This is a genomic window from Zoogloea sp., from assembly GCF_041914405.1.
In the GTDB taxonomy this organism is placed as follows: domain Bacteria; phylum Pseudomonadota; class Gammaproteobacteria; order Burkholderiales; family Rhodocyclaceae; genus Zoogloea.
This window is the reverse complement of sequence record NZ_JAYSDK010000005.1, coordinates 62,786-82,174: the sequence shown is the minus strand read 5'-3', so window position 1 is coordinate 82,174 and position 19,389 is coordinate 62,786. Positions and strand designations below refer to the sequence as shown.

The 19,389-nt window shown below is 68.5% G+C and carries 14 protein-coding genes; 10 read left to right on the top strand and 4 right to left on the bottom strand.

All coding sequences use genetic code 11. The features are described from left to right. The first annotated feature begins 143 nt into the window (after positions 1 to 143). From ACE3RX_RS04625 to ACE3RX_RS04600, 6 genes are all read left to right on the top strand, one after another. Positions 144 to 1,364, top strand: coding sequence for an efflux RND transporter periplasmic adaptor subunit (locus ACE3RX_RS04625; RefSeq protein ID WP_374480803.1), 1,221 nt, complete (start codon positions 144 to 146; stop codon positions 1,362 to 1,364). Positions 1,365 to 1,383: 19 nt separating this feature from the next. Further along, the gene (locus ACE3RX_RS04620; RefSeq protein ID WP_374480801.1) at positions 1,384 to 4,584 is read left to right on the top strand and encodes an efflux RND transporter permease subunit; all 3,201 of its coding nucleotides are present in this window, start codon (positions 1,384 to 1,386) and stop codon (positions 4,582 to 4,584) included. Between the two features lie 4 nt (positions 4,585 to 4,588). Beyond that, positions 4,589 to 6,049: an efflux transporter outer membrane subunit gene (locus ACE3RX_RS04615; protein ID WP_374480799.1), complete on the top strand. Its 1,461-nt coding sequence runs from the start codon at positions 4,589 to 4,591 to the stop codon at positions 6,047 to 6,049. A gap of 95 nt (positions 6,050 to 6,144) precedes the next feature. Beyond that, positions 6,145 to 7,194 carry an amino acid ABC transporter substrate-binding protein gene (locus tag ACE3RX_RS04610; protein WP_374480797.1) on the top strand — a complete coding sequence of 350 codons (1,050 nt, stop codon included), beginning with the start codon at positions 6,145 to 6,147 and terminating at the stop codon, positions 7,192 to 7,194. Then, a complete protein-coding gene (locus ACE3RX_RS04605; protein ID WP_374480795.1) occupies positions 7,194 to 8,156 on the top strand; it encodes an ABC transporter permease subunit in 963 nt (320 codons plus the stop codon). Before ACE3RX_RS04610 ends, ACE3RX_RS04605 begins: the two co-directional genes overlap by 1 nt. Continuing rightward, positions 8,153 to 9,178: an amino acid ABC transporter permease gene (locus ACE3RX_RS04600; protein ID WP_374480792.1), complete on the top strand. Its 1,026-nt coding sequence runs from the start codon at positions 8,153 to 8,155 to the stop codon at positions 9,176 to 9,178. The genes ACE3RX_RS04605 and ACE3RX_RS04600 overlap by 4 nt, the downstream gene beginning before the upstream one ends. Positions 9,179 to 9,873: 695 nt before the next feature. On the opposite strand, the gene ACE3RX_RS04595 is transcribed toward ACE3RX_RS04600, so the two are convergent. Beyond that, positions 9,874 to 10,794, bottom strand: coding sequence for a LysR family transcriptional regulator (locus ACE3RX_RS04595; RefSeq protein ID WP_374480790.1), 921 nt, complete (start codon positions 10,792 to 10,794; stop codon positions 9,874 to 9,876). 101 nt (positions 10,795 to 10,895) lie between these two features. Here ACE3RX_RS04595 and ACE3RX_RS04590 point away from each other — a divergent pair, with 101 nt between their 5' ends. Both ACE3RX_RS04590 and ACE3RX_RS04585 read left to right on the top strand, forming a co-directional pair. Next, positions 10,896 to 11,498, top strand: a complete 603-nt coding sequence (locus ACE3RX_RS04590) for an FMN-dependent NADH-azoreductase (RefSeq protein WP_374480788.1) — start codon at positions 10,896 to 10,898, stop codon at positions 11,496 to 11,498. Positions 11,499 to 11,585: 87 nt separating this feature from the next. Further along, complete coding sequence (locus tag ACE3RX_RS04585) at positions 11,586 to 12,443, top strand: pirin family protein (RefSeq protein WP_374480786.1); 858 nt, start codon at positions 11,586 to 11,588, stop codon at positions 12,441 to 12,443. Between the two features lie 31 nt (positions 12,444 to 12,474). Here the strand turns inward: ACE3RX_RS04585 and ACE3RX_RS04580 are convergent, their stop codons facing one another. After that, a complete protein-coding gene (locus tag ACE3RX_RS04580; RefSeq protein ID WP_374480784.1) occupies positions 12,475 to 13,743 on the bottom strand; it encodes an MFS transporter in 1,269 nt (422 codons plus the stop codon). A 75-nt stretch (positions 13,744 to 13,818) separates the two neighbouring features. Here ACE3RX_RS04580 and ACE3RX_RS04575 point away from each other — a divergent pair, with 75 nt between their 5' ends. Both ACE3RX_RS04575 and ACE3RX_RS04570 read left to right on the top strand, forming a co-directional pair. Next, on the top strand, positions 13,819 to 14,703 hold the full coding sequence (locus tag ACE3RX_RS04575) for a LysR substrate-binding domain-containing protein (RefSeq protein WP_374480782.1): 885 nt from the start codon (positions 13,819 to 13,821) through the stop codon (positions 14,701 to 14,703). Positions 14,704 to 15,015: 312 nt separating this feature from the next. Further along, positions 15,016 to 16,245 carry a PEP-CTERM sorting domain-containing protein gene (locus ACE3RX_RS04570; RefSeq protein ID WP_374480780.1) on the top strand — a complete coding sequence of 410 codons (1,230 nt, stop codon included), beginning with the start codon at positions 15,016 to 15,018 and terminating at the stop codon, positions 16,243 to 16,245. A gap of 67 nt (positions 16,246 to 16,312) precedes the next feature. Here ACE3RX_RS04570 and ACE3RX_RS04565 read toward each other — a convergent pair whose 3' ends face one another. Together ACE3RX_RS04565 and ACE3RX_RS04560 are read right to left on the bottom strand one after the other, a co-directional pair. Continuing rightward, complete coding sequence (locus ACE3RX_RS04565) at positions 16,313 to 18,196, bottom strand: family 2A encapsulin nanocompartment cargo protein cysteine desulfurase (RefSeq protein WP_374480778.1); 1,884 nt, start codon at positions 18,194 to 18,196, stop codon at positions 16,313 to 16,315. After that, positions 18,171 to 19,100: a family 2A encapsulin nanocompartment shell protein gene (locus ACE3RX_RS04560; RefSeq protein WP_374480776.1), complete on the bottom strand. Its 930-nt coding sequence runs from the start codon at positions 19,098 to 19,100 to the stop codon at positions 18,171 to 18,173. Before ACE3RX_RS04560 ends, ACE3RX_RS04565 begins: the two co-directional genes overlap by 26 nt. Between the last annotated feature and the right edge of the window lie 289 nt (positions 19,101 to 19,389).

Here is a 19,389-nt window from a genome sequence, read left to right as displayed (position 1 = left end):
TCAGTCATCTCCCCGCCCGTCCATCCCGGATAACTGATCAAATGACAAGGCAGTACGCCAATGTTCTCGATCATAGCCGGGCGACCAGGCGGCGCCAGCCTTTTCCGGAATCCAGCCCCAAATCAGAAAACAGAGAGGACATCATGACCGCGACCGTTACCTCCCGTTCCCTTCCCCGCCGGCGTCTCGTCATCGCCGCAGCCCTCGCCGGCCTCACCCTGGCCGGTGGCGGAGCCGCCGTCTATGCGGCCCACGACGAGGTGCCCACACCGGCCGCCGCGCCGCAGGCCGCCCAGGTGGACACCGCCCAAGTGGTCGACAAGGCCATCATCGACTGGCAGGACTTCTCCGGCCGCCTGGAAGCGGTGGACCGGGTCGAGATCCGTCCGCAGGTGTCGGGCATCCTGACCCAGGTGCATTTCCGTGATGGCAGCCTCGTACGCAAGGGCGACGTGCTGTTCACCATAGACCCGCGCCCCTTCGCCGCCGAGGTGGAGCGTGCCGAGGCCCAGCTCGCCGCCGCCGAATCGCGGGTCGGCTACACCGGCTCCGACCTGGCCCGCGCCGAGCGCCTGATCGCCGACAACGCGGTATCGCGCCGCGACCTGGAAGAGAAGCAGAACGCCGCCCGCGATGCCGGCGCCGGCGTGCAGGCCGCCCGCGCGGCGCTGCGCATCGCCCGCCTGAACCTGGAATACACGTCCATCAAGGCGCCCATCGACGGCCGCATGTCCCGCGCCGAAGTCACCGTCGGCAACCTGGTCAGCGCCAACGGCGGCCCGGCGCTCACCACGCTGGTGTCGTCCAGCCGCATCTACGCTGCCTTCGACGTGGATGAGCAGACCTTCCTGAAGTCGGTGAGCCCGGCCCGCGACGCCAAGGGCCCTGCCCTGCCGGTGCACCTCGGCCTCGCCGACCAGGACGGCCACCCCTTCGAGGGGCGCATCCACTCGGTGGACAACCGCCTCGACACCACCTCCGGCACGATCCGCGTGCGGGCCATCTTCGACAACGCAGACGGCCGCCTGGTACCGGGCCTCTACGCACGCATCCGCCTCGGTGCCGGCACCCCGCGGGAGGCCGTGCTGATCGACGACCGCGCCATCGGCACCGACCAGGACAAGCGCTTCGTGCTGGTCGTGGACGCCGCCAACAAGACCGCCTACCGGGAAGTGCGCCTCGGCAACCTGCACGACGGCCTGCGCATCGTCGAGGACGGCCTCAAGCCGGGCGAACGCATCGTGGTGAACGGCCTGCAGCGGGTCCGCCCCGGCGACCCGGTGACGCCCCACCCGGTCGCCATGGAAGGCAGCGCGCCGCTGGCCGCCGCCGCCACGCCCCACGCGATGAAAACGCGGATCTGAGATCCGCGGGAGAAGCCCCATGAACATATCCAAGTTCTTCATCGACCGCCCGATCTTCGCCGGCGTGCTGTCGATCCTGATCCTGCTGGCCGGCGTGCTGGCGGCCTTCAAGCTGCCCATCGCCGAATACCCGGAAGTGGTGCCGCCCTCCGTGGTGGTGCGCGCCCAGTTCCCGGGCGCCAACCCCAAGGTGATCGCCGAAACGGTGGCCGCGCCGCTTGAAGAAAGCATCAACGGCGTGGAAAACATGCTGTACATGCAGAGCCAGGCCAACAGCGACGGCAACCTGACCCTGACCGTCAACTTCCAGCTCGGCGTCGATCCCGACAAGGCCCAGCAACTGGTGCAGAACCGCGTCTCCCAGGCCCTGCCGCGCCTGCCGGAGGACGTGCAGCGCCTCGGCGTGACCACCGCCAAGAGCACCCCGACGATCACCATGGTGGTGCACCTGACCTCGCCGGACGACCGCTACGACATGACCTACCTGCGCAACTACGCGGTCCTCAACGTCAAGGACCGCCTGGCGCGCATCCAGGGCGTGGGTGAAGTAGGCCTGTTCGGCTCCGGCAACTACGCCATGCGGGTGTGGCTCGACCCCGGCAAGGTGGCCGAGCGCGGCCTCACCGCCGCCGAGGTGGTGAAGGCCATCCGCGAGCAGAACGTGCAGGTGGCCGCCGGCGTCATCGGCGCGCCGCCCAACGACCGCCGCACGCCGCTGCAGCTCAACGTGAATGCCCAAGGCCGCCTGAAGGACGAGGCGGAGTTCGCGCAGATCATTCTCAAGACAGCCCCCGACGGCGGCGTCACCCGTCTCGGCGACGTGGCCCGCATCGAGCTGGCCGCGTCGGAATACGGCCTGCGTGCGCTGCTCGACAACAAGCCGGCGGTGGCCATCCCGATCTTCCAGACGCCCGGCGCCAACGCCCTCGATGTCTCGTCCCAGGTGCGCGAGACGATGGCCGAGTTGGCCAAGGACTTCCCGCCGTCGGTGCAGTACAGCATCGTCTATGACCCGACCCAGTTCGTGCGGGCCAGTATCAAAGCGGTGGTCACCACATTGCTGGAGGCCATCGCGCTGGTGGTGCTGGTGGTCATCGTCTTCCTGCAGACCTGGCGTGCGTCGATCATCCCACTGCTGGCGGTTCCGGTGTCCATCATCGGCACCTTCTCGCTGATGCTCGGCTTCGGCTATTCCATCAACGCCCTGTCCCTGTTCGGCATGGTGCTGGCCATCGGCATCGTGGTGGATGACGCCATCGTCGTGGTGGAGAACGTCGAGCGCAACATCGAGGCCGGCCTGACCCCGCGCGAAGCCACCTACCGGGCGATGCGCGAAGTGTCGGGGCCGATCATCGCCATCGCGCTGACCCTGGTCGCGGTGTTCGTGCCGCTGGCCTTCATGACCGGCCTCACCGGCCAGTTCTACAAGCAGTTCGCGATGACCATCGCGATCTCCACGGTGATCTCCGCCTTCAATTCCCTGACCCTGTCGCCGGCCCTCGCCGCGCTGCTGCTGAAGAGCCACGACGCCAAGCCCGACTGGCTGACGGTGCAGATGCAGCGCTGGCTGGGCGGCCTCTTCGCCCGCTTCAACCGTGTCTTCCAACGCGGCAGCGAGCACTACGGCAACGGCGTGCGCGGCGTGATCGGCCACAAGGCCTCGGCGATGGGCGTCTATGGGCTGCTGCTGGCGCTTACCGTGGGCATCTCCTACATCGTGCCCGGCGGCTTCGTGCCGGCCCAGGACAAGCAATACCTGGTGGCCTTCGCGCAACTGCCGGCCGGCGCTTCCCTCGACCGCAGCGAGGCGGTGATCCGCCGCATGGGCGACATCGCCCTCAAGCAGCCCGGCGTGGAGAGCGCAGTGTCCTTCCCCGGCCTGTCCATCAATGGCTTCACCAACAGCGCCAGCGCCGGCATCGTCTTCGTGACCCTCAAGCCCTTCGCCGAGCGCAAGGGGGCGGAGCTGTCGGCGGGCGCCATCGCCGGCGCCCTCAACCAGCAGTTCGCGTCCATCCAGGAAGCCTTCACGGCCGTCTTCCCGCCGCCGCCGGTGATGGGCCTGGGCACCCTCGGCGGCTTCAAGATGCAGATCGAGGACCGCGGCAGCGTCGGCTACGCCGAGCTGGACAAGGCCGCCAAGGCCTTCATGGCGGCGGCCAGCAAGGCGCCCGAGCTGGGCCCGATGTTCTCCAGCTACCAGATCAACGTGCCGCAGCTCGACGTGGACCTGGACCGCACCAAGGCCAAGCAGCAAGGCGTGGCCGTCACCGACGTGTTCGACACGCTGCAGATCTACCTGGGCTCCCTGTACGTGAACGACTTCAACCGCTTCGGCCGCGTGTACCAGGTGCGGGCCCAGGCGGATGCGGACTTCCGCGCCCAGCCGGAGGACATCGGCCGCCTGAAGACCCGCAACGCCAGCGGCGAGATGGTGCCGCTGGCCTCCCTGCTGCGGGTCACCCCCAGCTACGGGCCGGAGATGGTGGTGCGCTACAACGGCTTCACCGCCGCCGACATCAACGGCGGGCCGGCGCCCGGCTATTCCTCGGCCCAGGCCGAAGCGGCCGCCGAGCGCATCGCCGCCGAAACCCTGCCGCGCGGCGTGAAGTTCGAATGGACCGACCTCACCTACCAGAAGATCCTGGCCGGCAACGCCGGCGTGTGGGTCTTCCCGATCAGCGTGCTGCTGGTCTTCCTGGTGCTGGCCGCCCAGTACGAGAGCCTGACCCTGCCGCTGGCGGTGATCCTGATCGTGCCGATGAGCATCCTCGCGGCCCTCACCGGCGTGTGGCTGACCGGTGGCGACAACAACATCTTCACGCAGATCGGGTTGATGGTGCTGGTCGGGCTGGCCTGCAAGAACGCCATCCTGATCGTCGAGTTCGCCCGCGAGCTGGAGCTGCAGGGCCACACCCCGCTGCAGGCCGCCATCGACGCCAGCCGCCTGCGTCTGCGGCCGATCCTGATGACCTCCATCGCCTTCATCATGGGCGTGGTGCCGCTGGTCACCTCCAGCGGTGCAGGCTCGGAGATGCGCCACGCGATGGGCATCGCGGTGTTCTTCGGGATGCTCGGCGTGACGCTGTTCGGGCTGTTCCTGACGCCGGTGTTCTACGTGCTGCTGCGCACCCTCGACAAGCGCCATCCCCTCCACTCGGCGAGCCACCACGAAGCGCCGCTGGTGCAGCCCGCCGCCGCCCATGCCGGCCAGGAGTAAGACGATGAACCTGCAACAACCTCCCCTGCCCCGCCGCGCCTTCGGCCTGCTCGCCAGCCTGCTGGTGCTGGCCGGCTGCTCGGTGGCGCCGGCCTACGACAAGCCGGCACTCAACCTACCCGCCGCCTACAAGGAGGCGCCCGCCGCCGATCCCAACTGGAAGCCCGCCGAGCCGGCCGACACCGCCGCCCGCGGCGAGTGGTGGACGGTTTTCGGCGACGCCACGCTGGACCGCCTGGAGCGCGACGCGGTGGCCGCCAACCCGGACCTGGTGGCCGCCGCCGCCCGCCTGGGCCAGGCCCGCGCGCTGGAACAGGCCGCCCACGCGGCGCGCCTGCCCCAGGTCGGCATCGGCTTCGGCCCGACCCGCCAGCGCCCGTCGCCGGCCTCCCAGGGCCTCGCCGTCGACGCTGACACGCGCACAAGCACCCTATGGCGCGGCCAGGCCACGGTCGCCTACGAGGTGGACCTGTTCGGCCGCCTGTCCGGCGCCGAGGACGCCGCCCGCCTCGACGCCGAGCGCAGCGGCGCCTTGTTCGGCGCAACCCTGCTGGCCCTGCAGGCCGACGTGGCTCAGGCCTACTTCCTGATCCGCGAGCTGGACGCTGCCCAGGCCTTGTACGTGGACACCGTCAAGCTGCGCGCCGACACCGTGCAGCTGCTGCAGCGCCGCTTCGACGAGGGCGACATCGCCGAGCTGGACCTGGCCCGGGCGCGCAGCGAACTCGCCGCGGCGCGCTCCGAATCCCTCGGCCTGGCCCGCCAGCGGGCGGTGGCCGAGCACGCGCTGGCGATCCTCCTCGGCAAGTCGCCGGCGGAGTTCAGCCTGCAGGCCATGCCGCTGCGCCGCCTCGCCATCGGCGTGCCGGCCGGCCTGCCGTCGGCATTGCTCGAACGGCGGCCGGACATCGCCGCCGCCGAACGGGCGATGGCCGCCGCCAACGCGCGCATCGGGGTTGCCAAGTCGGCCTGGTTCCCGCGCCTGTCCCTCACCGGGGCGGCCGGCTACGAGGCCGGCGGCGTCGGCGACCTGTTCAAGTATGCCAGCCGGACCTTCGTGCTCGGCCCGCTGGTCGGCACCGCGCTGAGCCTGCCGATCTTCGACGGTGGCGCCCGCGAGGCCGGCCTCAAGCAGGCCGAGTCGGCCTACGTGGAAGACGCCGCGCGCTACCGCCAGACGGTGCTGCAGGCCTTCCGCGAGGTGGAGGACAACCTGGCCCAGCTGCGCCTGCTCGGCGACCAGCACCGGGAGCAGGACGACGCCGTCGGCGCCGCCGAGCGGGCCGCCCGCCTGGCCCGCCTGCAATACCGGGAAGGCGCGGTGAGCTACCTCAACGTGATCGACGCGGAACGCAGCGTGCTACAGCAGCAGCGCCTCGCCGTCGGGCTGGACGGGGAGCGGGCGCGGGCCACCGTCAATCTGATCCGCGCCCTCGGCGGCGGGTGGACGCCTGCATCCGGTTGATCGAAAAATTGCGCCGTGCGTGGCCGGTGCTGCTTTGCAACAGGAGGCCGATGCCCTTTAAGCTACGGGGCATCGGCCTTATTTTTCCCTTTGCCATGTCCCGATTTTCCGCGTTGCGCGGGCGCCTTGCCGGCGTCCTGAGCCTGTCCATCCTGTCCGCCGTCGGCGGCTTCGCCACGCCGGCCTTCGCCGGCAAGACCCTCGACGCCATCAAGGCCAAGGGCCAGCTCGCCTGCGGCGTCAGCACCGGCGTCATCGGCTTCTCGGCGGCCGACAGCCAGGGCCAGTGGAAGGGCCTGGACGTGGACGTCTGCAAGGCCCTGGCCGCCGCCGTCCTCGGCGACGCCCGCAAGGTGCGCTGGGTGCCCCTCAACTCCCAGCAGCGCTTCACCGCGCTGCAGTCCGGCGAGGTGGACATCCTGTCCCGCAACACCACCTGGAGCCTGACCCGCGACGCCGGCCAGGGCCTGCACTTCGCGGCGGTCACCTACTACGACGGCCAGGGCTTCCTCGTCGCCAAAAAGACCAAGGTGACCAGCGCCAAGCAGCTGAAGAACGCCGAGGTCTGCGTGCAGTCCGGCACCACCACCGAGAAGAACCTGGCCGACTTCGCCCACGCCCAGGGCATCAAGGTCAAGCCGGTGGTCTTTGAGAAGTTCGAGCCGTCCATCAAGGCCTTCTTCAGCGGCCGCTGCCAGGCCTACACCACCGATGCCTCGGCGCTGGCCTTCATCCGCGCCAAGGAAGCACCCAACCCCGACGACTACGTGATCCTGCCGGAGATCATCTCCAAGGAGCCCCTCGGCCCGGCCGTGCGGCGCGGCGACGACGAATGGTTCGCGATCGTCAAATGGACCGTCAATGCGCTGATCGAGGCGGAAGAGCTGGGCATCACCCAAGCCAAGGTAGACAGCCTCAAGTCCTCTCCCGATCCGGCCGTGCAGCGCTTCCTCGGCGTGGGCGAAGACCTCGGCAAGAACCTCGGCCTCGACCGGGACTGGGCGGCGCGGGCGGTGAAGGCTGTCGGCAACTACGGCGAGATCTTCAACCGCAACGTCGGCCCGGACTCCACCCTCAAGCTGCCGCGCGGCCTCAACGCGCCTTGGAACAAGGGCGGCATCTTGTACGCGCTGCCGCTGCGCTGATGACCCGAACGCAGTCCGCCTCCCGCGCCGTGCAGGCGCTGCTGATCGTCGCGCTGCTGGCCCTGCTCGGCCTGCTGGTAGCGACGACCCGCGCCCACCTGGAGGAGCGCGGCATCCGCAGCGGCTTCGACTTCCTGCTCGAGCCGGCCGGCTTTTCCCTTGGCGAGAGCGTGCTGCCCTTCGAGCCCAGCGACACCACGCTGCGGGCCTTCGTCGCCGGCCTGCTCAACACCCTGCGCGTAGCCCTGCCCGGCGCCGCGCTGGCGCTAGGCCTGGGCATCCTGCTCGGCTTCGGGCGGCTGGCCGACAACCCGCTGGTGCGCGGCCTGGCCGGCACCGCCGTCAACGCCATCCGCAACGTGCCGCTGCTGCTGCACCTGCTGGCCTGGTATTTCATCCTCACCGACCTGCTGCCGGCCGCCGACGCACCGCTGCAGCTGGCGCCCGGCGTGTTCCTCAGCAAGTCCGGGCTGGCCCTGCCCTGGTGGGGCGACAGCGGTTTCGAGATCCCGGAGCCCGCCGGCTTCGGCATCGACGGCGGCGCCAGCCTGACCCCGGAATACCTGGCCCTGCTGTTCGGCCTGGCGATCTACGGCGCCGCCTACATCGCCGAGACCCTGCGCGGCGCCGTGCTCGCCCTGCCCGCCGGCCAGCGCACCGCCGCCCTCGCCCTCGGCATGACACCGCGCCAGACCTTCCTGCTGGTGCAGCTGCCGCAGGCCTGGCGCGCCGCGCTGCCGCCCACCACCAGCCAGCTCCTCAACCTGTTCAAGAACTCCTCGCTGGCGGTGGCCATCGGCTACCCGGACCTGATGGCGGTGGCCGGCACCAGCCTCAACCAGAGCGGCCGCGCCATCGAATGCCTGAGCATCGTGATCGCCGTGTACCTGCTGCTGTCCCTACTCGCCGCCGCTGTCAGCCACCGGCTGGAAAAGCGCAGCCTGCGCGGGGGGCCGGCATGAATTTCAGTACACTGCGCCGCCGCTTCTTCGGCGATCCCCTCAACGCCCTGCTGAGCCTCGCCGTGCTGGCCGCCGCGCTGCTGTGGCTGCCGCCGCTGCTGCGCTGGGCAGTGAGCAACGCCCACCTCGCCCCGGACGCCGCCGCGTGCACCGCGCTGGAACACGGCGGCGCCTGCTGGGGCGTGGTCGTCGAGAAAGGCCGCTTCATCCTCCTCGGTCGCTACCCGGACGAGGAAGCCTGGCGCCCCATCGTCGCCGCCAGCCTGATCGGTGCCGGCTGGCTGCTGACCGCCTTCCGCCGCCTGCCAGGCAGCGCACTGGCCGCCCTGCTGCTGGCCCCGCCGCTCGTCGCCCTGCCGCTCCTAGGTGGCGGCGTGGCCGGCCTGGCGCCGGTACCCACCGAACTGTGGGGCGGCCTGCCGCTGACCCTGCTGCTGACCGGTGCCGGCATGGCCGGCGCGCTGCCGCTCGGCATCGCCGTCGCCTACGGCCGACGCTCGGAACTGCCCGTGCTGCGCGCCGTGCTCACCGCCTACGTCGAACTGGCTCGCGGCATCCCGCTGGTCGCCGCCCTCTTCGCCGCTTCCTTCCTGCTGCCGCTGTTCTTCCCCGAAGGCCTGGCGCTGGACATGCTGTGGCGCGTGCTGATCGCCATCGTGCTGTTCGCCGCCGCCTACCTGTCCGAGATCATCCGCGGCGGACTGCAAGCCATCCGCCCCGGCCAGCTCGACGCCGCCGCCGCCCTCGGCTTCGGCTTCTGGCAGACCCAGCGCTGGATCGTGCTGCCCCAGGTCCTGCGCGCCGTTGCCCCCTCCATCGCCAACAGCGCCATCGCTCTGTTCAAGGACACCTCGCTGGTCACCGTGGTCAGCCTCTACGAACTCACCGGCTCCCTCAGCCTCGCCCTCTCCGGCGACCCGGAATGGCGGCCGTTCTACCTGGAAGCCTGGCTATTCATTGCGGCGGTGTACTGGGTGGGGTGTTGGGTGTTGGGGCGGGTCAGCCGGAGGCTGGGGGGCTAACTGAAACGGCGTTTAGCGGCGCAAAAATCAGCTTTCCGGTTTGTTAGCTTCGCATTGGCCGGGTCTCGCCCCGGCGGGCGACATCCTTTCTTGTTACACGACAAGAAAGGATGCAAAGAAACGTGCCCCGCTGCCGCGCCCCCTGCGGGGGTGCCCGAGCTCCGGGCGTGCCGGGCGGGGTCTGCGCAAACTCGCCCTGCGGGCTCAAACATGCGCAGCCCTGATCCGCCCGTCCCACCCTCCACTCGGCGCGTCAGAGGGGGAAAGGAAAGGCGGTCACTCGACGGCAGGTGCCGCACAAGGCGGCTATACCAACTACACCTCAGCTTCAGGAAAGGCTCGGTGCCTCCCCCAAAGCCCGTCCCGAACCGCCGAGCAGCGCAGCTGCAGGCGGGGAAGTCCGGCGCGGCTGTCTGAGCCGGCGCAGCCGGCGAGTTCCGCGACGGCCGCCTGCTGCGAGCAGCGCAGGGAAGTCGTCCGCACAGCGGACGACCGGTGAGGCACGGGTCGCCTTCTTTGCCTTCTTTCTTGGCGACGCAAGAAAGAAGGTCGCCCGCCGGGGCGAGTCCCGGCCAATTCAAACCAATAAACCGGAAAGCCGGCCAGCAAGGCACCAACTTGCGCCGGCAAGGGCTGAAAGCATCGTGGTCGAATGAATTCGACCCCACGGGGGGCGGCCCTTGGATGGAGGCCCGTTAACCCTCCAAGCCCGCCACCGCCTCCCCAAAAATCTCCGCCAACCGCCTCACCCCCGGCCCCGCAAAATCCGGGTCCGCTACCACCAGATACATCTCCAAGCAGCGCACTTCCGCCCCGCCCAGCGGCAGGATCTTCAGCCGGCCGTCGGCCAGCTCAGCAGCAATGCGCGGCTCCGGGAACCACGCAAAACCGTGCCCCGCGCAGGCGGCGGCGATGGAAGTGGCGATGCTGCTGAAGGTCCAGCGCTGCTCCACTTCGAGGATCAGGCTGCGCTTATCGCGGGTGGAGCTGGTTTCGCGCACGTTGAGGCGGCGGTGCGGGCGCAGGTCCTGTTCGCCGAGGGTCCGCCCGAGCTGGTGCAGCGGGTGATCGGGATGGGCGGCGGCGACGATGCGCATGCGCATCAGCGGCCGCCCGAGGAAGCCGGGGGGCACGTGGGGCGTGATGGCGATGTCGGCCTGGCCGGTGAGCAGCGCTTCGCCGGTGCCGCCGAGCACCGACTCGATGACCTCGATGCGCGTGCGCGGGGCTTCCGCACCAAAGCGGGCGAGGCAGTCGAGCAGCACGTCGGGCGGGAAGACGATCTCCACCGCCAGCCCGATCTCCGCTTCCCAGCCGGCGGACAGCTTGCGCGCTGCCTGTTCCAGGTCGCTGGCCTGCTCCACCAGGGCCAGCGCGCGCCGGTACAGCATCTGCCCGACCGGCGTCAGCACGGCCTTGCGGCCCTGGATCTCGAAGGCGCGCACGCCGAGCTGGGATTCGATCTTCTGCACCGCGTAGGTCACGGCGGACTGGCTCTTGAACAGCACCTCGGCCGCCTGGGCGTAGCCGCCGGCCTCGACGACGGCGATCAGGGCCCGCCATTGCTCGAGGGCGATGTGCGGGACGGGCGCGGATGGAGGGTTGGGCGCAGCCATATCATCAGCTCATTCGATAGATTTAAACGAAATCTTCGTCTTTTTTATCTTCTCGGTAAATCATTAAATACACACACCAACACATCACCCGGAGAGACACAATGAGCACCCTTCTGAAGATCAACGCCAGCCTGTTCGCCAACCAAGGCCAGTCCAGCCAGCTCGCCGAGCGCTTCGTGGCCGCCCGCGTCGCCGCCCACCCCGACACCCAGGTGGTGAGCCGCGACTTGGCCGCCAACCCGGTGCCCCACCTGGACGGCGCCCGTTTCAGCGCCTTCCTGGCCAAGCCGGAAGAGCGCACGGCCGAGCAGCAGGCGGTGGTGGACTTCTCGGATGCGCTGGTCGCCGAGCTGAAGGCTGCCGACGAGATCGTGATCGGCCTGCCGATGTACAACCTGGGCACGCCCTCCACGCTGAAGGCCTACTTCGACCACATCGCCCGCGCCGGCGTGACCTTCCGCTACACCGCCAACGGCCCGGAAGGCCTGGTCACCGGCAAGAAGGTGTACGTCCTGGCGACCCGCGGCGGCCGCTACGCCGGTACCCCGTACGACGTCCAGACCGACTACATCAAGATCTTCCTGAGCTTCATCGGCATCACCGACGTGGAATTTGTCTACGCTGAAGGCCTGAACATGGGCGAAGAGAGCAAGGCCGAAGCCCTGGCCGGCGCCCACAAGGCGCTCGAAGCCCTCGCCGCCTGATCCAGCCTTGATAGACGAGGGGCGGACGTGTCGCCCGGCGGCCGCCCGCACCCTCGCACGGCATCCCCAACCCCAACGGAGACCACCATGACCATCCGCAGCCTCGACAGGATCATTCCCTCCATCCCCGTTTCCGACGGGGCCGGCGTGAAGCTCCGGCGCAGCCTGGGCCAGAGCCCCTTCCTGCGCCTGGACCCGTTCCTGATGCTCGACGAGTTCGCGTCGGACAATCCGGACGACTACATCGCCGGCTTTCCGCCCCATCCACACCGGGGCTTCGAGACGGTCACTTACATGCTGGCGGGGGATTTCGAGCACCAGGACCACCTGGGCCACAAGGGCCATCTGCGCGCCGGCGGCGCCCAGTGGATGACCGCCGGGCGTGGCATCATCCACTCGGAGATGCCGCTGCAGGACAAGGGTCGCCTGCATGGCTTCCAGTTCTGGATCAACCTGCCGGCCAAGGAAAAGATGAAGCCGGCCGCCTACCGGGACATCCAGCCGGAAGAGATTCCGAGCGTGGCGGTGCCGGGTGGTGAGGTGAAGGTGGTGGCCGGTGCGCTGGACCGCGCCGACGGCAGCAGCGTACCCGGCCCGATCCAGGGCATCAGCACCGCGCCGCTGTTCCTCGACGTGCGCCTGGGTGCCGGCGAGCACTTCGCCCAGAGCGTGGCGGACGGCCACACGGCCTTCCTCTACCCCTACGCCGGCAGCCTGTCGGTGGGCGCGGACGGCGCCGGCAAGACCTTGCAGGCCCGCCAGGCCGGCGTGCTGTCGGCCGGCGAGCGTATCGAAGTCAGTGCCGGGCCGGACGGCGCCAGCTTCCTGCTGCTGGCCGCCAAGCCCCTCGGCGAGCCGGTGGTGCAGTACGGTCCCTTCGTGATGAACACCCGCGAAGAGATCGAGCAGGCCATCGCCGACTACCAGGCCGGCGAGCTGGCCTGAGTCCTGCCAAAATGGCCGGAGCCCGGCCGCGTCAGACGACGCGGCCGAGGCGCCAGCCGATCACCGCCGCCACCAGCAGGCCGCCGCCCAGGCAGCCCGCCACGCCAATCCAGCCATCGAACTGCCAGGCCAGCCCGGACACCGTACCGATCAGGCTGGCCCCCAAGTAGTAGCAGCACAGGTAGATCGCCGCCGCCAGGGCCCGTGCCGGAGCCGGACGCCGCCCCACCCAGCTGGCCGCCACCGAATGACCGGCGAAGAAGCCGAAGGTGAAGATCCCCACGCCGACCACCAGCACCGGCAGCTGCGGCGCCACGCTCATCGCCAGCCCGGCCAGCATCAGCGCCACCATCGCCCGCAGCGTCACCACCCGCCCGAAGCGCTCGACCAGCCGCGCCCCCAGGTTGGACGCCACGATGCCCACCAGGTAGAGCAGGAAGACCATGCCGATCTGCGCCGGGCTCAAGGAGAACGGCGGCGCCACGAGGCGGAAGCCCAGGTAGTTGTAGAGGCTGGTGAAGCAGCCCATCAGCAGGAAACCCATCGCGAACAGCAGGCGCAGGCCGCCGTCGGCGAAGGTCTTGCGCGCGTTGCCGAGCACGTCCGCCACCGCCACCTGGATCGGCTGGAAATGGCGGGACGGCGGCAGCAGGCGCCAGAACAGCAGCGTGGTCAGCATCGACGAGGCCGCCAGGCAGACCAGCGCCACGCGCCAGTCCGCATGCTCGGCGATCAGCGCGGCGAGGAAGCGCCCGGACAGGCCGCCCAGCGCATTGCCGGAGATGTACAAGCCCATCGCCCGAGCCAGCGAGGTCGGCGCGAATTCTTCACTGAGGTAGGCCATCGCCACCGCCGGCAGGCCGGCGAGGGTCATGCCGAGCAGCGCCCGCGACACCAGCAGGCTGTGGAAGTCGCCGGCAAAGGCGCCGACCAGCGTGAACACCGTGGACAGGGACAGCGCGCCGACCATCACCGGCTTGCGCCCGACACGATCGGCGAGGATGGCCGCCGGGATCAGCGCTGCCGCCAGCGCAATGGTGGCCGCCGACACCGCGCCGCTGGCCAGTGCCGGGCTCAACCCGAAGCCATGGGCCAGCAGCGGCATCAGCGGCTGCAGGTTATAGAGCAGCGAGAAGGTGGCGAAACCGCCGAGGAACAGGGCCAGGCAGGCGCGCCGGTATTCGGCGGTGCCCGCGTGCAGCTTGTCGGCGGCGACGCTGCGTTCGGGGGCGGACTCCACACGGGGGCGGGACGGGACTGGCTGGGCGGGAAGCTCGCAGCAGGGGGCATCGGTTTGCATGAGGCCATGCTAGTCCCGCCCAAAACCACCAGTCCAATATATATTACCGACCGAATTAATACCTCAAAGATATATATGGAGCTGCGCCATCTGCGTTACTTCGTCGCCGTCGCCGAGGAGCTCAACTTCACCCGCGCCGCCGAACGCCTGCACATCGGCCAGCCGCCGCTGAGCCAGCAGATCCAGGCGCTGGAGGAGAAGCTGGGCGTGCAGCTGTTCGAGCGCACCAAACGCCGCGTCGCGCTGACGCCAGCTGGCCAGCGCTTCCTTGAGCACGCCCGCCGCGTGCTGGAGCAAGCCGGGCGCGCGGTGGACGACGTGCGCCGGATGGCCCGCGGCGAGGTGGGCGAGCTGAAGATCGGCTTCACCTCGTCCCTGCCCTTCACCGCCGTGCTGCCCAACCTGGTCCGCCGCTATCGGGAGCAGCGCCCCGACGTGACGCTCAACCTGCGCGAAATGTTCACCCCCGACCAGTACACGGCCATCGAGGCCGGCGAGCTGGACCTGGGCTTCGTGCGCTACACGGGGCTTGAAACACCGCCCAGCCTCGACGTGCGGGAGATCCACCACGACCCGCTACGCCTCGTCATCAACGCCGTCCATCCGCTGGCCAGCCGCCCGGTGCTGAGCCTCGCCGACCTGCACGGCGAAGGCTTCATCACCTACCCGATCACCGTCGGCACCGGCCTCACCATCCTGCTCCGCGAGCTGTGCCTGAAAGCCGGCTTCGAGCCGCGCATCGTGCAAATCGCCGGCGAGGCCACCACGCAGATCGGCCTCGTCGCCGCCGGCCTCGGCGTGGCGCTGCTGCCGGCGCCGCTGGAGTGCGTGCGCATCGAGGGCGTGCGCTACCTGCCGGTCAGCGACCCCGGCGCCTACCTGTCGCTGGGCGTGGCGACCCGCAAGGGCGACCGCAATCCACTGGTGGAACAGTTTCTGTCCAACCTGTACTCGGACTGAAAGGTCGACAAATTTGACAGTGCCTGCAAGCAGGCGCCCAAGACAACGCTTTCCCTCACAGCAACGCAATAAAAACAGCAAAAACTACAATAACATACAGAATTTCAAGTGAGTTTGGCACGTATATGGCTTTATTCTGAACGCAAGAATCTCGTCACACGCGTTACCTGCACGACAAATTCGAGCGGTCCAGCTGTCACGGACCCGCCCAACGAGAGAGTCCCGAAACCATCCACTGCCGGAGTCGCCGTAAGCTGCGGCTGAGAGGCCAATGGGCCAAACGCGACGATGGCATGAACAGGAGGACTCACCATGTCTCGTTGGCGTTCCATTGCATTCATCCTTGCGGTTTTCAGCCATATGCCCGCTTGGGCCTATGTCGTAGCCAGCTTCGATACCGTGGGCATCACCGCAGTCTCCGGCCCCGTCCTGCCGACGCAGGTCTACACCTTCGACTTCACCCTCAACTCGTTGGCATCCGCCACATCCACACCGCTCGTCACCGGCCCAAGCAGCTTTGGATACCTCAATGTCGTGAACGGCGACCAGTGGGTCATCCGGAACGAGCCCATTCCGCTCGTACAATCATTGACCGAAGAATCGCAGCATTTCTGGTTCACCCAGAGCAGCACGGCGTTCTCCAGCGTCAAGGCGATTTTCAACAGTGATCCCTTTGTGCCGACCCTGCCCTCCTTGCTGCCCGCCATCGACAGCCAGTGGTCGAATGTGGGACTGCTGCCTGCAAATACCTCATACGGGAGCAACGACCTGCACGGCGAAGTCGGCGGTGGCACTCCGGTCGTCAGCCCGCCGCCCGCGGCAGTTCCCATCATCGAGGGCTACCTTCGCGGAGGTGTGCCGGACATCAAGCAACTCAACGAAGAATGCGGTCCGACCGCCACCCTCAATTCCCTGCTGTGGCTGGCGAAGAAGTATGGGCTTTCGACGGACAAGCTACCCAAGCTGGCAAACGGCTCCATCGACCAGCAAGCACTCCTGAAGCAGATCGCCAACGCAATGCAGAAGCACAACACGGACGGGAGCGCCGGCCTGCCCAACAACTGGAACCCGGAAAGCCCGATCGTCAATGGCGACCGGGGCTATCCTGGCCTGGACCGGGGCTCCTTCGAGGCCGGACTCAAAGACATCCTCAAGGCCACCATGCTGCCCGTGGTGGAGGAAGGCGGCGTCAAGGATCCCAAGGCACAGGGCGCCTCGACCTTCGACTTCGTGAAGAAGGAATTGAAGAAAGGGCAGGACGTGGAATTCCTGATCACCTGGCCGAGCGGCAACTCCCACTGGGTTACCGTGACGGGGTACATCGACGCCGGAAAGGACAACAAGACGCTCATCGTGCACGACCCCGGCGTGGCCAACGGCAACAATTACTGGAAGATCAAGGACGACGGTTCCCTGACGGCCCCGATCGGCACGGCCAATCGCGCCGTTGCCGAATCAGTGATCCCCGAGCCCTCGCTGCTTGCCCTGCTATGCACGGCCCTCGGCGCGCTTGTCGGATTCCGCAGACGCCAGCCCGCATGAGCAACGAACAAAACCCCGGTAAGCCAACGCTTACCGGGGTTTTGTCTTTTTCCGCACAAAAGATGACTCAGCGCCCGATGCGCCCCTTGCCGCGGGCCAGCCGATGCAGCACCGCGACGAGGGCATCGACCTCTTCGCAGGTGTTGTAAAAGGCCAGCGACGGTCGCACCGTGGCTTCCTGGCCGAAGCGGCGCAGGATGGGCTGGGCGCAGTGGTGGCCGGAGCGCACCGCTATGCCTTCCTCATTGAGGGCGCGGCCCACTTCCTCGGGCCGGTAGCCGTCGAGCACCAGGGACAGCACCGAAGCCTTGTCCCGGGCGGTACCGATCAGCTTGAGGCCGGGCACGGTGAGCACGCCGCGGGTCGCATAGACCAGCAGGTCATGCTCGTAGCGGGCAATGTTGTCCATGCCGATGCGCTCCACGTAGTCGATCGCCGCGCCGAGCCCCACCGCGTCCGCGATGTTGCCGGTGCCGGCCTCGAAACGGGTCGGCGGCGCGTGGTAGATCGTTTTCTCGAAGGTCACGTCGGCAATCATGTTGCCGCCGCCCTGCCACGGGGGCATGTCCTCGAGGACGGAACGCTTGCCATACACCGCGCCGATGCCGGTCGGCCCGAAGACCTTGTGGCCGGAGAACACGAAGAAGTCCGCGCCGATGTCCTGCACATTGACCCGCATGTGGGAGACCGACTGAGCCCCGTCCACCACCGCCACTGCACCCGCCTGGTGAGCGATCGCAACGATCTCCTTGACCGGCACGACGGTACCGAGGGCGTTGGAGACCTGGGTCACCGAGACGATCTTGGTGCGGCTGGTGAGCAGCTTGCGGAACTCGTCGAGCAACACCTGGCCCGTGTCGTCCACCGGGATCACCTTCAGCTTGGCACCCTTGGCGGCAGCGAGCTGCTGCCAGGGCACGATGTTGGCGTGGTGCTCCAGGTGGGAGACGATGATCTCGTCGCCCTCGCCGACGTTCTTCCAGCCCCAGGTCTTGGCGATCAGATTGATGCCTTCGGTCGCCCCGCGCACGAAGATGATCTCCTCCGTGGACGCCGCGCCGAGGAAGCGCGCCACCTTGCTGCGCGCCCCTTCGTAGGCGTCCGTCGCCCGTGCCGCCAGTTCATGTGCGGCGCGGTGGATGTTGGAGTTCTCGTGCTGGTAGAAGTAGGCCAGCCGATCGATCACCGCCTGCGGCTTGTGGGTCGTCGCGGCGTTGTCGAACCAGATCAGCTGTTTGCCGTTCACCCGCTCCTGCAGGATCGGGAAATCCCGGCGCACCGCCTGCACGTCGAAGGCTGGATGGGCCGATGGCTGGGGCTTGGGCGCTTCCGCCTGGCGGCTGGGTTCAAGCCCCGTGTCCAGGAAGTAGAAATGCCCGGGCGCGGTGGCCGTCGGCGCCGCGGCAGCACGCCGGTCGCCGGCGATCTCCGCCAGGATGGCATGCAGCTCGGCCTCGCCCGGCAGCCCGAAGGACTGCGGCACGACGCGGTTCTCGGCAACCGGCAGCGCGCCCTGCGGCGCCGACTGCACGGCACTCGCCTCCCCCAGGAAGTAATAGGGCGTGGACGGCGCGAGCGGCGGCGGCGACGCCGGCGGGCTGAAGGTCGGCAAGGCGGCCGCGTAGGCTTCGGGTACGCCGAGAGCGGGGTTGCCGGCCTTGCCGGCGGCGCCGGCGTGATCCAGCGGCACCGACTCGGCGGCGACCGGCGCCACCGGCGCGGCGGCCGTCAGCTGCGGGCCGACGTCGCCGAGGCGAATCTCCGGCGGCACCTCGGGCTGCGGCGCAGCGGCGCCGAAGCTGCCGACGCTGTTCGGCCCCGGCAGCCCGTTGGGCAGCGCGGCGAAGAACTCACCGGCCAGCCGGGCCAGCACGCTCTCGTCGGGCACGCCCGCCGGTGCGCTACCGCCCAGGGCCGCAAGCCCCTCACTTGTAGGTGTCGGGATAGTCATGGTACTTGCCGATCTCCACGTCATCGAGGACAGCCAGTGCGTCATCGGTCAGCACGGCCAGCGAGCAGTACAGCGAAATCAGGTAGGACGCGATGGCGTTGCGGTTGATACCCATGAAACGCACGGACAGGCCCGGGCTCTGCTCGCCGGCCAGGCCAGGCTGGAACAGACCGACCACGCCCTGACGCTTTTCGCCGGTGCGCAGCAGCAGGATCTTGGTCTTGCCGTCCTCGACGGGCACCTTGTCCGACGGGATAAGCGGGATGCCGCGCCAGGTCAGGAACTGAGAGCCGAACAGGCTGACGGTCGGGGGCGGCACGCCGCGGCGGGTGCATTCGCGGCCGAAGGCGGCGATGCCCAGCGGGTGGGCCAGGAAGAAGCCGGGCTCCTTCCACACCTTGGTGATCAGGTCGTCCAGGTCGTCCGGGGTCGGCGCTCCGGTCAGCGTGGAGATGCGCTGCTCGTCGGACACGTTGGCCAGCAGGCCGTAGTCCGGGTTGTTGATCAGTTCGCTTTCCTGACGCTCCTTGATGGTCTCGACGGTCAGGCGCAGCTGTTCCTTGATCTGGTCGTGCGGGCTGCTGTACAGGTCGGAGACGCGGGTGTGCACGTCGAGGATGGTGGTGACCGCGTTCAGGAAGTACTCGCGGGGCGCTTCGTCGTAATCAACGAAGGTTTGCGGCAGCTCGGACTCGTCACGCTGGGAGCACGCCACGCGCACGTCGCGGGGGTTCTTGACCTTGTTCAGGCGGTAGATACCGGCCTCGACCGGCAGCCATTGCAGCAGGTGCACCAGCCAGCGCGGGGAGATCGTGGACAGCTGCGGAACGGTTTTGGTGGCATTCGCCAACTGCCGGGCGGCATTGTCGCCAAGGGCAGTCGGAACATCGATATGGTCGGCCATGGGAGCTCCTTATGAATTAAAAATGGAATAGTTATGAAATCTGGAGATAAGCGAGTGTCGTTTCCGGACTCCTCAGCTTCAACCGGCTATAGACGGCAAAGGCCCGAGCGGCGGGCCTTGGCGAGGTGTTCGAGGGGTGCTGCCGGCATGATCTCGAGGGCAGCCGGGCAGGCCAGCCCACCCCTGTGGGGGGGGGGGTGTCGGGAGCCCGCCGGGGGGCGCCCCGCGCCCCGCGCCCCGGTTAGCCCCCCCCCAAACACAAACACCCGCCCACACGCACCACGCACCA